Here is a 14,922-nt window from a genome sequence, read left to right on the forward strand (position 1 = left end):
AGGTCGTCTGAAAAGTTTTCAGACGACCTTTTGACGGTTTAACGTTTGTCCAATTTCCGCGCCAACGCGTTGCCGGTGCTTTGAATCAGGATAACGAGCAACACGAGGATGGCGACGATGAAGATGATGACTTCGGTTTGATAGCGGTAGTAGCCGTAGCGGATGGCAAGGTCGCCCAAGCCGCCGCCGCCTATCATGCCTGCTGCCGCGCTGTATGAGAGCAGGCCGATGGCGAGGACGGTGATGCTGGAAACCATGCCCGCGCGCGCTTCGTTCAAGAGGACTTTGCGGACGATGGCAAGCGGCGATGCGCCCATGGCGGTGGCGGCTTCAATCACGCCTTTGGGGACTTCGCGCAGGTTTTGTTCTACCAGTCGGGCAAAGTAAAACAGGCCGGACACGCTCAATACCAGCGAGGCGGCAATCGGGCCGATGGTGCTGCCGACGATGGCGCGGGTGGCGGGTATCATGGCAATCATCAGGATGACGAAGGGGAAGGCGCGCATCAGGTTGACTAAGTTGTCGAGCAGGAAATTCACCGGCTTGTTGTAATGAAGCTGGCGGTTGGAAGTCACGAAAAGCAAGACGCCTAGCAGGGTGCCGAAGATGACGGCAATCGTGGTGGACAGCCCGACCATGACGAAAGTTTCGCCCAATGCGCGGACGATTTCGTCTTGCATGCCGACGATGGTGGAAACGGCTTGTTCGAATGTTAAGTCTGCCATATCAGTCCTCCCGAATCAGTTCGCGCCCGATTTCGGATTGGGCGTGGATTTGGTTGCCGCGTACTTCGACGATTTCCACCACTTTTCCTTTATCCAAAAGGGCAGCGCGGTCGCATAGGCGGCGGATGACGCTCATTTCGTGGGTCACGATGACGATGGTGACGTTGAAGCGTTTGTTGATGTCTTCCAGACATTCCAAGACGCTGCGCGTGGTGGCGGGGTCGAGGGCGGAAGTGGGTTCGTCGGCGAGGATGACTTGGGGTTTGGGCGCGAGCGCACGGGCAATGCCGACGCGCTGTTTTTGTCCGCCGGAAAGCTGGGCGGGGTAGTGATCTGCGCGTTCGGTCAAGCCGACGATTTCAAGGCATTCTTTAACACGTTCTTTGATTTTTTCAGACGACCATCCGGCGATTTCCAAAGGAAAGGCAACATTGTCGGCAACGGTGCGGTTGCTCAAAAGATTAAACTGCTGAAACACCATGCCGATATTTTGCCGCGCCTGACGCAATGCGGCGGCATCAAGCGCGGTCAGCTCTTGTCCGCACACATTGACCTTGCCGCTGTCAGGACGTTCCAACAGGTTAATCAGGCGCAACAGGGTGGATTTACCCGCGCCGGAATAGCCCATCAGACCGAAGATTTCGCCGTCTTGGATTTCGAGGCTGGTCGGCTCGACGGCGGCAAAACGGGTTTTGTCGCGCGTTTGGTAATGTTTGGAAACGTTGTCCAAAATAATCATAAATACTTCCTGATACTTCCGGAAAAAAAAGAAGCCCGATGCTGTACACAACGGGCTTGGATATAAAGAAAGGAATAAAAACAGCAGAAAATGAAAATACGCTTTAGCTGTTTATGCCCGCAAGCTGTGTCAAATCGGCAATGTTAACTCATATACGACTATAATCAAAATCGGTAAATTTGTCAAGTTTTGATATGATTTGTAATTTTAAAATAATAAATTGTCAGTTTATTTGCCGAAAAGCTCCGCCACCATGCGAGCTTCTTCCTCGGTATAAGCCGCGCCGTTGAGCTTGGTGGTCAGGATAAATTCGCCACTTAACCCTTGTTCGGCGCAGGTTTCACGCCAGCCTTGCAGCTGTTCTTCGTCGCTGGCTTTACGTTTCAGACGACCTATGGTTTGTGCGGCCTGTTTGGTTTGTTCGTTCATTAGCGTTCCTTAGCGTTCCTTAACAAAGGGAAACAAAGGGCAAAGGTCGTCTGAAAACGGTTTTCAGACGACCTTTGCTATTCCTCTTTACACCGTTTGCGAATATTGGGCTTTGGTTTCCCTGTGGCGCAGGTGGTAGTCGAACACCATGGCGATATTGCGTATCAGGAAGCGGCCTTTGGGGGTAACGGTCAGTCCGTGCGGTTTCAGGCGGACGAGTCCGAGGGAGGCAAGTTGTTCCAAGTCGGCAAGTTCGTCTTTGAAATAGCGGTCGAACGGGATACCGAACACGCTTTCGTAGATTCGGTAATCCAAGGCGAAGCGGCACATCAAATCTTGGATGATATTGCGGCGCAAAAGGTCGTCCTGATTGAGTTGGTAGCCGCGCATGATGGGCAGGTGTCCGGCATCGAGCGCGGCATAGTAGGCGTCGATGTCGCGTTCGTTTTGGGAGTAGGTGCTGCCGATTTTGCCGATGGAAGATATGCCGATGGCGACCAAATCGCAGTCCGCGTAGGTCGAGTAGCCTTGGAAGTTGCGCTGGAGGAAGCCTTCTTTGAGGGCGATGGAAAGTTCGTCATCGGGTTTGGCGAAGTGGTCTATACCGATGAAGACGTAACCGCGTTCGGTCAGGGTTTGGACGCAGTATTGCAACATATCGAGTTTTTCTTCGCTGCCGGGAACGGCTTCGGTATCGATACGGCGTTGCGGCTTGAAGATATGCGGCAGATGGGCATAGTGATAAAGGGCAAGGCGGTCGGGATCGAGCGACAAGACAGTGTCAATGGTGGTTTTGATGCTTTCGGCGGTTTGATGCGGCAGGCCGTAAATCAAATCGACGCTGACGGATTTGAATCCGGCTTCACGGGCAGCATCGATGACTTCTTTGGTTTCGTCATAGCTTTGGATACGGTTGACTGCTGCCTGCACTTTGGGATCAAAGTCCTGAATGCCGACGCTCATGCGGTTGAAGCCGAGCTTGCCGAGCATGAGGACGGTTTCGCGGCTGACTTTGCGCGGGTCGATTTCGATGGAGTATTCGCCGCCGGGGATAAGTTGGAAATGTTTGCGTATCATGCGGAATACGCGTTCGATTTGGTCGTCGCTCAAGAAAGTCGGCGTACCGCCGCCGAAGTGCAGTTGCGCAAGCTGATGCCGTCCACCCAGATGCGGGGCGAGCAGCTCCATTTCTTTTTCAAGGTATTCGATGTAGGCATCGGCGCGGCTTTTGTCTTTGGTGATGATTTTATTGCAGCCGCAGTAGTAACAGATGGTGTTGCAGAAGGGGATGTGGATATAAAGCGAAAGGGGCTTGTTCAAAGCCCCCATACCGCGCTGATTCAAGGCATTGATATATTCGGCTTCGCGAAATCCGTCATGAAAACGGTCGGCTGTGGGGTAGGAAGTGTAGCGCGGACCGCTGGAAGGAAGGCTGGCGATGAGTTCGCGGTCGAACTCAGGCTTGTCATCGTTTCTATTGTGATTATTTTGTATCGGTATTACTTTCATGGCGTGTGCGTGATTAGAGTAATGAAGTTAGGCAATTTTCGGATAGTTTGGTAGAATGCCACAGTATGATAAACCTGTCTTGATATGTGTCAATAACTTACGTAATCATGACAGGATAAAAACCTTAATTTTAAGGGTGTTTTATGACCACACACAATGCTATGCATCAGATGAAAACCCTGTGTTCTTCCTGTTCGCTGCGTGAACTCTGCCTGCCTGTCGGGCTTTTGCCCAATGAGTTTGCACAATTGGACGCGGTCATCCGACAGAGCCGCCGCTTGAAGAAGGGTGAATATCTGTTCCGCACCGGTGAGCCTTTCGCGTCGCTGTTTGCCATCCGTGCCGGTTTTTTCAAAACCACGGTTGCCAGTCAGGACGGTCGCGATCAGGTTACCGGCTTTTTTATGTCCGGCGAACTCATCGGTATGGACGGCATTTGTTCCCATGTCCACAGCTGCGACGCGGTGGCTTTGGAAGACAGCGAAGTGTGTGAGCTGCCCTTCACCCACATCGAAGAGCTGGGGCACAACATCCCCAGCCTGAGAAGCCATTTTTTCCGGTTGATGAGCCGCGAAATCGTGCGTGACCAAGGTGTGATGCTGCTTTTGGGCAATATGCGCGCCGAAGAACGTCTGGCAGCGTTTTTGCTGAACTTATCCCAACGCCTTTACTCGCGCGGATTTGCCGCTAATGATTTCATCTTGCGGATGTCGCGCGAAGAAATCGGCAGCTATTTGGGACTGAAACTGGAAACCGTCAGCCGCACACTGTCCAAGTTCCACCATGAAGGTCTAATTTCGGTCGAACACAAACACATCAAAATCCTCGACTCGCAAGCCCTCAAAAAAATGGTGTCCGGCTGTTCGCACGCCATCTGATAGATACCGAGACTATTTTCAAACAGAATCCAAGGTCGTCTGAAAAATTTTCAGACGACCTTCTTCATAAAAACCAATTATGAAACACAAGAAAAAACTCATTACCTTGACCGCTGCCTGCGCCCTGCTCACCTACTGGCTCTATCCCGACCAACATCCCGTTTACCCCGCAAGCGACCATTACGACCCGAAAACGCAAACCTTCTTCAACCCCGAACCGCAGCAGAAACCGACCGGCCTGACCAGCGCATTTTGGAAGATTCTGACCGACCCGCAGGCAACGCGCCCGCCCAAACCTCTGCCTACCGTCAAGCCCGATTGGCAAACCTTCCTCGCCGCACCCGAAGGGAAAAGCCGTTTCGTCTGGTTCGGGCATTCCACCCTATTGATGCGGATCGGCGGGCAAACCGTCATTACCGACCCCGTTTTCGGCAATTCCCCATCCCCATCACCATGAAACGCTTCCAGCCTGCCCCCTCAGAAATCGACGAACTGCCGCCCGTCGATGTCATCCTGATTTCACACAGCCACTACGATCACCTCGAAAAAGACAGCGTGCAAGCACTCAATTCAAAAGGCAACAGCCATTTCATCGTCTCACTCGGCATGGGCGTACTGCTGAAAAAATGGGGCGTGCCGCAAGAGCGCATTACCGAACTCGATTGGTGGCAAAGCACCGAACGCAACGGCATCCGCTACACCGCACTACCTGCCCGTCACGATTCATCCCGAACCCTGACCGACCACAACCAAGCCCTGTGGTCCAGCTTTGCCATCGAACACGGCAGCGAAAAATTCTATTTTCACGGCGACTCGGCACAAGGCAGCCATTTCGACAAAATCGCCGAAAAATTCAACGGGTTTGATATCGCGTTCATCGAAAACGGGCAATACAGCGAACATTGGCCCAACAACCACCTCTTCCCCGAACAAACCGCCCTCTATGCCGCGCAGCTTGCCCCCAAACGCTTCATGCCCATCCACTGGGGCGCCTACGCCATGGCACTGCACGCTTGGAACGAACCCCTGCTTCAAAGCATCCCGCTGGCACGCAGCTTGGGTGTCAATCCGTTGACTCCGCTAATGGGACAAGTCTTTGATGCCAATACCTCCACGCAAGACTGGTTCGCAGAGCCTTTAGAATCAAGCTGCTGCACAGTTTATTGAAAATTTCCATCATTTTTATTAATTTAATACAAAGAAATTCTTATGCAAAAAACTTCGCATGTTATCCCTTTATTATTCACAGTTTTCATTGCTTTACTCATCGTCTGGTCGGGTATCAATCCGTCCGACCGCGCTGTTTGGTACGCCGAAATCATTCCTGTTTCGATCGTATTTATCGCACTCATCGCTACCTACCGCTGTTTCCGTTTCAGTAATCTGGCTTATGTATTCATGAGTTTCTGGCTGATTATGCATACCATCGGTTCTTACTACACTTTCGCCGATGTGCCCTTCGATTGGGCAAACCGCCTGCTTGCGCCGTTTTTAGGCGAAGGACGCAACCATTTTGACCGCGTCGGACACTACATCATCGGTTTCTACGCCTATCCGATGGCAGAATGGCTGTTGCGCCGTAAACTCTGCCGTCCTGCGCTTGCCCTGTTTTTCTCCTTGTTCTTCATCATGAGCGTGGCAGCGGCTTACGAAATCATCGAATGGCAGTATGCGGTGATTGACGGCGGCGAAGCAGGTTTGGAAGTACTCGGTTCGCAAGGCGATATTTGGGATGCGCAAAAAGACATGCTCGCTGATACGCTAGGCGCGTTAACGTCACTGGTAGTGTTTATATTGACACGACCGGATAAGCGTTTGAAAACAGGTTGACAGGTTTTAAAGAAATGGGAAAAACAATAGGTCGTCTGAAACCTTATTTCGGTTTTCAGACGACCTTAAGGAAGCTTAAATCATTCGTTGTAAATTAACGGTCGATGTTAACGGGTTCGCAGTTTTTCACGATGAAGCGGTTGCGTGAGTCGGTTACGCCCACAACTTCGGAAGTGGTGTGGGTGTTTTTGTCGATGTAACCGGCAGACATAGAGAAGCCGCGTTTGTTGGTGAAGGTTGTACCGGTGCTGTCTGATTGACGTTTGTCAACGCGCAGGCTGATTTGTTTACCGGCTGCATTTGCAGATGCGCCAACTGCATTACCACTGCGGTCAAATTCGTAAACGACATTCAGTTTTTTACCGTTGTCGCATTTGTAAGGAACGTAGCCAGCAGGAGCAGCAGCGGCAGTCATGGAAACACCGGCAGTCAGAACGGCTACAATAGCGGCAGATAAGAATTTCATCTGGTATTACTCCATAAAGTGAGAAAAGAGTGATGTGTGGCGTGGACTATCCGGCGCCATCCTTGCTTTGTTTTGAAAGCAGAACATATTTTATCCGTTCCGAAAAAATATACAATATGCAGATATGCAAAGCTATACAAAGAAATTTTCGAGAAGGGTTATTCTGGTTGTACGAAATTAAATAAGTTGAAAATTTATCATAACAAAATCACTTATTTTATTGTTTTTCTTTTATTTTCGGGTATTGATTTTTTTATAAAAGTTTATCATCAAAGCAAGTACCTGAAAGCCTCTGCACAACACTAACCCCAAATTAGATATTAAGTATGTTGTTTTTCGGGTGCTGCCCTGATTGGGTATAAAAAGCGATACAAGGTCGTCTGAAAAAGGTTTCCAGCCACAAAATGCTGATGATTGGAGATTTTCGATTCGGTACAGCTTATTTTTAACATATTTCGGCATGAAATATCCGAAATGTCTGTTAGATAATCTCTTGATTTACGTTAAAATATGCCTTTTTTTGTGAAGGTCGTCTGAAAAAAGACGGAGAGAATAGATGTCTGAACAACATACACACGCTTCGACTTGGAAAAGCAAAATCAATGCGCTGGGGCCCGGAATCATGATGGCTTCGGCGGCGGTCGGCGGTTCGCACCTGATTGCCTCGACGCAGGCGGGTGCGCTTTACGGCTGGCAGCTTGCGTTGATTATCATTTTGACCAACCTCTTCAAATATCCGTTTTTCCGTTTCAGCGCGCATTACACGCTGGATACGGGCAAAAGCCTGATTGAAGGCTATGCGGAAAAAAGCCGCGTTTATTTGTGGGTATTCCTGATTTTGTGCGTTATCTCGGCAACGATTAACGCGGGTGCGGTCGCCATCGTGACCGCCGCCATCGTCAAAATGGCGATTCCTTCGCTGACGCTGAATGTCGGCGCAATCTCCGCGCTGATTATGGCTTCCTGCCTGATTATCCTGGCAAGCGGACGCTACAAAGCCTTGGACAACGTTTCCAAAATCATCATCGTCAGCCTGACAATCGCCACAGTCGCCGCCGCTGCCATCGCCATGTCGCGCGGCATGCAAATGAAACCCGACTTTATCGAGCCTACCCCATGGACACTGGCAGGCTTGGGCTTCCTCATCGCGCTGATGGGCTGGATGCCTGCTCCGATTGAAATTTCCGCAATCAACTCTTTGTGGGTAACGGAAAAACAACGCATCAATCCTTCCAGCTACCGCGACGGTATTTTCGACTTCAACGTCGGCTACATCACCAGCGCAGTGTTGGCGGTCGTCTTCCTTGCCTTGGGCGCGTATGTGCAGTACGGCAACGGGGAAGCAGTGCAAATGGCGGGTGGCAAATACGTCGGGCAACTGATTAATATGTACGCCGTCACCATCGGCGACTGGTCGCGTCCGATGGTCGCATTCATCGCCTTCGCCTGTATGTACGGCACAACGATTACCGTAGTGGACGGCTACGCGCGCGCGATTGCCGAGCCGGTGCGCCTGCTGCGCGGCAAAGACAAAACAGGCAACGTGGAACTGTTCGCCTGGAACGTTTGGGTCGCAGGTACGGGCTTGGCAGTGATTTTCTGGTTCAACAGCGCAATGGCGGAGCTGCTCAAATTCGCCATGATTACCGCCTTCGTTTCTGCCCCCGTGTTCGCTTGGCTGAACTACCGCCTCGTCAAAGGCGACGAACGCCACAAGCTGACGGCAGGCATGAACTTCCTCGCCATCCTCGGCTTGATTTACCTGACCGGGTTTACGGTTTTGTTCCTGCTGAACCTGACAGGCATCTTGGCTGCACCTAAGTAAGCCGAATCAAAACAAAGGTCGTCTGAAAACCGGATTTTGGTTTTCAGACGACCTTTTTGTTATGGGTTGGTTTTGGGAAGAAGTTATTTATTGGTATAGGCGAATGATATTACGAAGTTCATGATTATAATCAATAATTCGTAAAACCTATTTGAAATAAGATGAAAGAAGGTCGTCTGAAAATCTTAGTTTGAGATTTCAGACGACCTTCTTCAGTAGGGCAGACCCTTACGCTTCTTCCGCTTTGCTGCGGATAATCAGAAGCGGCAGGTGGCTTTGGCGCATAACGGTTTCGGCGAAGCTGCCCATCAGGAGGTGCATCAGACCGGTGCGGCCGTGTGTGCCGAGTACCAGCAGGTCGGCGCCGTTTTCATCGGCGTAATCGACCAAATCCTGCGCCATTTCGCGCGCGCCTTTGTTGGCGACCAGCAGGTGTTTGACAATATTTTCCACGCCGTTTTCGCGGGCGGTTTTTTCAGCGAAGTCCAAGACTTCGTTGCCTTGGGCGACGGCGGCGGCCTCGTAGCTCTCGTGTTGCAGGAATTCGGGGGCGAGCGCCATGTATTCGGCGGGGTTGGCGACGTGTACCAAAGTCAGGCGGGCGTTGTTGACGCTTGCCAACTCGGCGGCGTGTTTCAGGGCGTTGAGGGAAGTTTCGCTGCCGTCAACGGCTACAACCAGATGTTTGTACATAGTTCATTCTCCTTTTGCGCCGCAGGCGGCACTTTGTTTCATGCGGTTGGGAAGGGTCCGATATGAAACGATTATAGACTCTTTCGGGCTGCTGCAACAGCCCGTCTGCTTTCCAGTATAATATGTGTCGCATTCGTCCGCAGCGTTTTGCGTTGATTTTCATTCATTTATTGATATATCACAAGGTTGGGTATGAACGACACCGTTTTTCTTCCTTCGCGCCGTTTCGGCGGTATTGCCAGACTCTACGGAGATGAAGCACTGGCGCGGTTTTCGCGCGCGCACGTCTGCGTGGTCGGCGTGGGCGGGGTAGGTTCTTGGGCAGTGGAGGCTTTGGCGCGGACGGGCATCGGTCGTTTGACCTTGATTGATTTGGACAACGTCGCCGAGTCCAATGTCAACCGCCAGCTTCATGCGCTGACCGACGATTTCGGCAAGGCGAAGGTAACGGCGTTGCGCGAACGCATTGCCCAAATCAATCCGCAATGCGAAGTGGAGGAAATCGAGGATTTTGTGACGGAAGACAATCTGGAAACGCTTTTCAGACGACCTTTCGACTTTGTGATCGACGCGATAGACCAAGTGCGCGTCAAGGCGGCGATGGCGGCTTATTTTGTGCGGCACAATCAGCCGTTTATCCTCAGCGGCGGCGCGGGCGGACAGAAAAATCCGGCATTGATTCAAACCGCCGATTTGAGCCGCGTAACCCACGACCCGCTGCTTGCCAACCTGCGCTACACCTTGCGCAAACGCTACGGTTTCAGCCGCGATACCAAAGAAAAAATGCGCGTGCCGTGTGTGTTCTCGACTGAGAACATTACGCCGCCGCAATCTGGCGAAGCGTGTTCGACCGATACCGCGCCGCAAGGGCTGTCCTGCGCGGGCTATGGCGCGAGTATGCTGGTGACGGCTTCGTTTGGGCTGTATTGTGCGCAGGCGGCGGTAGAACATATTGCGGGACGGAAGTGAGATGAATCGATTTTTTAAAGCCTACTTTATCAGTAGCCTGATTTATGCGGTTGTCTTCGGTTTGCTGGTATACAGTGTCGGTTTGCTGTTTTCAGGATTCGAATGTTTTGATATTGACGCTGACAATGAACAGTATGCAGAGTATTGTTCACGAGCTCATGAAATGTCGGCTTTTGAGAAAGTGTCTTTGAAGTTTTTCTTCTTTCCGTTTTTATCTGTAATGTTATTGTCCCTACTCAATGCCGGCATTATGAAGTGGACCAAACGCTGTACAACTTCGATGACTCTTGCCTTGCCTATTGTCGAATGGTTGATTGTTTGGTTTGTTTTTTTACTGTGGGAGTGGAGTAGTCTGGATAGTAGTTGGACGGCAATAACGGGACTTCTTTTTTTCGGATTGCCTGTTTATGGCATGGCAGCAGTTCAAGCCCTGAGTGTGCTGGTCTCTTCTGCAAATGCCAATCAGAAAATTTGATGTGGGTTTAAGCCTTTTGAAATTTATTTTTTCAGACGACCTTTTTTGCCTATGAACCGATTTTTCAAAGCCTATTTTATCGCCAGCCTGATTTATGCGGTGTGGTTCGGAGTGTTGATGTATGCCGTCGATCCGATGTTTGGCGCAATGGGATGCGACATGCAGTCGGGCGATTATTTGTGTTTTCAGGACGGCTCTCCGCGGCCGTTTACCAATTTCCTTTATCCTTTCCTGTCCGTTCCGATATTCAGCCTTTTGCACGCTGCCATCATGAAGTGGCGCAAACGCTGCTCGGTCGGGATGATTTGGTTTTTGGTCGGCTGCGAATGGCTGCTATTGTCGGTTTGGATAATCGCGATGCTTGCGCGCGATGGCTTTGTGTTTTCCCGCGATGCCGTTACGGTGCTGACCGGTTCGTTTTTCGCCGTTTTGCCGCTGCTGGGCATGGCGTTGGCGCAAACGCTTGCCATTGCCATCGCTTCTTTGAAAAGCCAACGCAAAAAAGGCTGATTTTTGTTTTGCCGCATTCGTTTTGACGAAACCCGCTGCGTTTTCAGACGACCCCGTTATTGATTAACCATCCATCGAACCTAATAAGAAAAAGCTCCTCTAATCATGCCTTCAGAACACCTTATTCCTTCCGCCGCGGCAACGTCGTCTGAATACACTGTCGCGTGGGTATTCGGCCAACCCGTAACCGATTTGCCGCAGGATTTGTTTATTCCACCCGATGCTTTGAAGGTTGTCTTAAGCAGCTTCCAAGGGCCGTTGGATTTGCTGCTTTACCTTATCCGCAAACAGAATATCGACGTTCTCGATATTCCGATGGTGAAGATTACCGAGCAATATCTGCACTATATAGCCCAAATGGAAGCGTATCAGTTTGATTTGGCGGCGGAATATCTTTTGATGGCGGCGATGCTGATTGAAATCAAATCTCGCCTGCTGCTGCCGCGTCCCGAAGAGGTCGAGGATGAGGAGGCGGATCCGCGTGCCGAGCTGGTGCGCCGCCTTTTGGCTTACGAACAGATGAAACTGGCGGCGCAGGGTTTGGATGCGTTGCCGCGCGCGGGACGGGATTTTGCTTGGGCGTATCTGCCGTTGGAAATCGCGGTCGAAGCGAAGCTGCCGGAGGTGTATGTCGCCGATTTGACGCAGGCGTGGCTGGGCATTTTGTCGCGGGCGAAACATACGCGCAGCCATGAAGTGATTCAGGAAACCATTTCCGTGCGCGCGCAGATGACGGCGGTTTTACGTCGTCTGAACGAGAGCGGGATATGCAAATTCAGCGATTTGTTCAAACCGGAGCAGGGCGCGGCGTATGTGGTCGTCAATTTCATCGCGCTCTTGGAGCTTGCCAAAGAAGGCTTGGTCCGCATCGTCCAGCCGGACAGCTACGGCGAAATCGAAATCAGCCTGAAACAGGAAAATTTAGAACGCCCGGAAGCGGAAGAGGGCGTTTCAGACGACCCCTCTGCCGACGTTGAAGGCGAAACGGCATGATGATTTCACGCTTGGCAAACCCATACCCATTTCCATCAACTGTCCTTTATATAGTGGATTAAATTTAGATCAGGACAAGGCGAGGCAACGCTGTACTGATTTAAAGTTAATCCACTATAAACAAACAGGTACGAATTTATGAACAGTGTTCCCCCGCTCAACCGTAAAGCCTCGCTGTGGGCGGTCGGTTTGATGTTGTTCGCTTTGTTTTTCGGTGCGGGCAATCTGATTTTCCCCGCTTATCTCGGACAACAGGCGGGGGAAAGCTGGTTCTCTGCGATGACTGGTTTCCTGTTGACCGGCGCGGGTCTGCCGCTGTTGGGCGTGATTGCCATCGGCTATTCCGGTTCGCGCGACGTGCAGGCGCTGGCATCAAGGGTTGCACCCTGGTACGGCGTAGCGTTTGCCGTCGCGCTGTATTTGTCCATCGGGCCTTTGTTTGCCATGCCGCGTACGGCGACGGTGTCGTTTGAGATTGCCGTTGCGCCGTTTTTGAATGAAAGCCAGAAAACAGTCGGGCTGGCGGCGTTCAGCGTGGCGTTTTTCGGCGTGGCGTATTGGCTGTCGATGTCGCCGGGCAAGCTGGTGGACCGCATCGGTAAAATCCTGACCCCCGTATTGCTTTTGACGATTGCCGTTTTGGTCGGCTACGCCGCGTTGAATCCGATGGGCGTTCCCGCTGCGGCACAAGGCGATTTTGCCCTCCGTCCGTTCATAAAAGGCATTTTGGAGGGCTACGGCACAATGGACGCACTCGCTTCGCTGGTGTTCTCCATTATCGTCATTGACGCCGTGCGCGCGATGGGCGTGGACAACCGCTCCGAGCTGCTGCGGACGACCGCCGTTTCAGGCATCGTCGCCGCATCTTGTCTGGCTTTGGTGTACCTCTTCATCGGCTATATGGGCGCGACCAGCGTGTCAGGTTTGGGACTTCAGGAAAACGGCGCGGAAGTGTTGTCGAAAACCGCGAATTTCTACTTCGGCGTCCCCGGAAACATCCTCTTGGGCGTCATCGTCCTGCTCGCCTGCTTGAGTACCGCCGTCGGACTGATTACATCATGTTCCGAATATTTCAACCGCCTGTGTCCCGGTATTCCTTACAAAATGTTCGTCGTCATCAATACGGTCGTGTCTATGGCGTTGGCGAACAAAGGCCTGTCCTCCATCCTGATCTTTTCCATCCCAATGCTGATGCTGCTGTACCCGCTGACCATCGTCATCATCCTGCTGGTCTTCCTGCACAAACTGTTCGGCGGCAGCCGCATCGTCTATTTCTGCACCATGATGGCAACGCTGGCAGTCGGTTTGCTCGATGCCTATAAAGCCGCGTTCGGTTTCAGCGAAGAAGTCGCCGCCGACATCAACGGCGCACTGCCGCTTTACAACGTCGGACTGGGTTGGCTGCTGCCCGCAACCGTCGGCTTTATTTTAGGGTGCATCCTGAACGCCGCGATCAAGAAAAAACATAAGGCTTAAATCACAAAACAAAGGTCGTCTGAAAGATTTCAGACGACCTTTTCAACGCTTCTCCAACCAAAAAAAGTAACACCCGCCCGTCTAACCGTGTTCTAATAATGCTTTACATTTACGCTGAACGAGAGAAAAGCCATGACCGCACCTCAAACGCCCGTTATCCGCTCCCTGCTCGACACCGACCTGTACAAGTTCACCATGCTTCAGGTGATACTGCACCAATTCCCCCAAACCCACAGCCTTTATGAGTTCCGCTGTCGCAACAAAGACATGGTTTACCCGCTTGCCGACATCCAAAGCGACTTGGAACGAGAACTCGACGCGCTCTGCCAACTGCGCTTCACCCACGACGAACTCGACTACCTGCGCAGCCTGCGCTTCATCAAAAGCGACTTTGTCGACTATCTCGAACTCTTCCAACTCCAACGCCGCTTCGTCAAAGTCAGCCCCGACAATGAAGGTCGTCTGAACATCCGCATCGAAGGCCCTATGATTCAGGCGATGTTCTTTGAAATCTTCATCCTCGCCATCGTCAACGAACTCTACTTCCGCCGTCTCGAAACCCCCGCCGTCATTGAAGAAGGCGAACGCCGCCTCCAAGCTAAAGCGCAACGCCTCAAAGAAATCTCCGCCGCGCAAAACCCCGATGATCCGCCGTTCCTCATCTCCGACTTCGGCACCCGCCGCCGCTACACCCGCGACTGGCAGGAACACGTCATCCGCACCCTGCTTGAAGCCGCCCCCGACATCGTGCGCGGTACCAGCAACGTTTATCTTGCCAAAAAAATCGGCATCACCCCCATCGGCACGATGGCGCACGAGTTCCTCCAAGCCTTCCAAGCCCTCGATGTGCGCCTGCGCAATTTCCAAAAAGCCGCCCTCGAAAGCTGGGTACACGAATACCGCGGCGACCTCGGCATCGCGCTGACCGACGTGGTCGGCATGGATGCCTTCCTGCGCGACTTCGACCTCTACTTCGCCAAACTCTTCGACGGCCTGCGCCACGACAGCGGCGATCCTTATGTATGGGGCGACAAAGCGCATGCGCACTACAAAAAACTCAAAATCGACAGCCGCACCAAAATGCTGACCTTCTCCGACGGTCTGGACATTGAACGCTCGTGGGCGTTGCACCAATATTTCAAAGACCGATTCAAAACCAGCTTCGGTATCGGCACCAACCTCACCAACGACATGGGCCATACCCCGCTGAACATCGTTTTGAAACTCGTCGAGTGCAACGGTCAGTCCGTCGCCAAACTCTCCGACTCTCCGGGCAAAACCATGACCACCAACAAAACCTTCCTCGCCTACCTGCGTCAGGTGTTTGACGTTCCCGAGCCGAAGGCAGAGGGCTGATTAACTGAAGAAAAGGAAAAAGGTCGTCTGAAAACTCGGATTCGAGGTT

The 14,922-nt window shown here is 52.0% G+C and carries 15 protein-coding genes and 1 pseudogene; 10 read left to right on the forward strand and 6 right to left on the reverse strand.

Going from position 1 to position 14,922, the window contains the following annotated elements:
- Positions 1–38: 38 nt before the first annotated feature.
- The 4 genes from HMPREF2954_RS04805 to hemN form a co-directional block, all read right to left on the reverse strand.
- Positions 39–725 (reverse strand): methionine ABC transporter permease, encoded by a 687-nt coding sequence (locus tag HMPREF2954_RS04805; RefSeq protein WP_045074854.1) that lies wholly within the window; start codon positions 723–725, stop codon positions 39–41.
- Position 726: 1 nt separating this feature from the next.
- Positions 727–1,464 (reverse strand): methionine ABC transporter ATP-binding protein, encoded by a 738-nt coding sequence (locus HMPREF2954_RS04810; protein ID WP_003759974.1) that lies wholly within the window; start codon positions 1,462–1,464, stop codon positions 727–729.
- 228 nt (positions 1,465–1,692) lie between these two features.
- On the reverse strand, positions 1,693–1,893 hold the full coding sequence (locus HMPREF2954_RS04815; protein ID WP_045074852.1) for a hypothetical protein: 201 nt from the start codon (positions 1,891–1,893) through the stop codon (positions 1,693–1,695).
- An 87-nt stretch (positions 1,894–1,980) separates the two neighbouring features.
- The gene (gene hemN / locus HMPREF2954_RS04820) at positions 1,981–3,402 is read right to left on the reverse strand and encodes an oxygen-independent coproporphyrinogen III oxidase (RefSeq protein WP_045074850.1); all 1,422 of its coding nucleotides are present in this window, start codon (positions 3,400–3,402) and stop codon (positions 1,981–1,983) included.
- Positions 3,403–3,545: 143 nt separating this feature from the next.
- Here hemN and fnr point away from each other — a divergent pair, with 143 nt between their 5' ends.
- From fnr to HMPREF2954_RS04835, 3 genes and pseudogenes are all read left to right on the forward strand, one after another.
- Complete coding sequence (gene fnr / locus HMPREF2954_RS04825; protein WP_009311137.1) at positions 3,546–4,280, forward strand: fumarate/nitrate reduction transcriptional regulator Fnr; 735 nt, start codon at positions 3,546–3,548, stop codon at positions 4,278–4,280.
- A 79-nt stretch (positions 4,281–4,359) separates the two neighbouring features.
- A pseudogene (locus tag HMPREF2954_RS04830) lies at positions 4,360–5,447 on the forward strand (MBL fold metallo-hydrolase).
- Between the two features lie 42 nt (positions 5,448–5,489).
- Complete coding sequence (locus HMPREF2954_RS04835) at positions 5,490–6,110, forward strand: DUF2238 domain-containing protein (RefSeq protein ID WP_045074848.1); 621 nt, start codon at positions 5,490–5,492, stop codon at positions 6,108–6,110.
- A gap of 94 nt (positions 6,111–6,204) precedes the next feature.
- On the opposite strand, the gene HMPREF2954_RS04840 is transcribed toward HMPREF2954_RS04835, so the two are convergent.
- Positions 6,205–6,576 (reverse strand): ACP-like domain-containing protein, encoded by a 372-nt coding sequence (locus HMPREF2954_RS04840; RefSeq protein ID WP_003740987.1) that lies wholly within the window; start codon positions 6,574–6,576, stop codon positions 6,205–6,207.
- A gap of 556 nt (positions 6,577–7,132) precedes the next feature.
- On the opposite strand from HMPREF2954_RS04840, the gene HMPREF2954_RS04845 reads away from it, so the two are divergent.
- Entirely contained in the window at positions 7,133–8,401 is a 1,269-nt protein-coding gene (locus HMPREF2954_RS04845; RefSeq protein ID WP_045074846.1) for an Nramp family divalent metal transporter, read from the forward strand.
- 228 nt (positions 8,402–8,629) lie between these two features.
- On the opposite strand, the gene HMPREF2954_RS04850 is transcribed toward HMPREF2954_RS04845, so the two are convergent.
- Complete coding sequence (locus HMPREF2954_RS04850; protein WP_003755397.1) at positions 8,630–9,094, reverse strand: universal stress protein; 465 nt, start codon at positions 9,092–9,094, stop codon at positions 8,630–8,632.
- Between the two features lie 192 nt (positions 9,095–9,286).
- Between HMPREF2954_RS04850 and HMPREF2954_RS04855 the strand changes: the two genes are divergently transcribed.
- From HMPREF2954_RS04855 to pncB, 6 genes are all read left to right on the forward strand, one after another.
- Entirely contained in the window at positions 9,287–10,063 is a 777-nt protein-coding gene (locus HMPREF2954_RS04855; protein ID WP_003763714.1) for a tRNA threonylcarbamoyladenosine dehydratase, read from the forward strand.
- 1 nt (position 10,064) lies between these two features.
- A complete protein-coding gene (locus tag HMPREF2954_RS04860; RefSeq protein ID WP_003763711.1) occupies positions 10,065–10,538 on the forward strand; it encodes a hypothetical protein in 474 nt (157 codons plus the stop codon).
- 51 nt (positions 10,539–10,589) lie between these two features.
- Complete coding sequence (locus HMPREF2954_RS04865) at positions 10,590–11,048, forward strand: hypothetical protein (protein ID WP_003755393.1); 459 nt, start codon at positions 10,590–10,592, stop codon at positions 11,046–11,048.
- 105 nt (positions 11,049–11,153) lie between these two features.
- Positions 11,154–12,041 carry a segregation and condensation protein A gene (locus HMPREF2954_RS04870; protein WP_070689027.1) on the forward strand — a complete coding sequence of 296 codons (888 nt, stop codon included), beginning with the start codon at positions 11,154–11,156 and terminating at the stop codon, positions 12,039–12,041.
- A 138-nt stretch (positions 12,042–12,179) separates the two neighbouring features.
- Positions 12,180–13,517: a branched-chain amino acid transport system II carrier protein gene (gene brnQ, locus HMPREF2954_RS04875; protein ID WP_045074841.1), complete on the forward strand. Its 1,338-nt coding sequence runs from the start codon at positions 12,180–12,182 to the stop codon at positions 13,515–13,517.
- A gap of 132 nt (positions 13,518–13,649) precedes the next feature.
- Positions 13,650–14,873 (forward strand): nicotinate phosphoribosyltransferase, encoded by a 1,224-nt coding sequence (gene pncB, locus HMPREF2954_RS04880; protein ID WP_070689028.1) that lies wholly within the window; start codon positions 13,650–13,652, stop codon positions 14,871–14,873.
- The last annotated feature ends 49 nt before the right edge of the window (positions 14,874–14,922 follow it).

It is taken from the genome of Neisseria sp. HMSC067H09, assembly GCF_001814135.1.
In the GTDB taxonomy this organism is placed as follows: Bacteria; Pseudomonadota; Gammaproteobacteria; order Burkholderiales; family Neisseriaceae; genus Neisseria.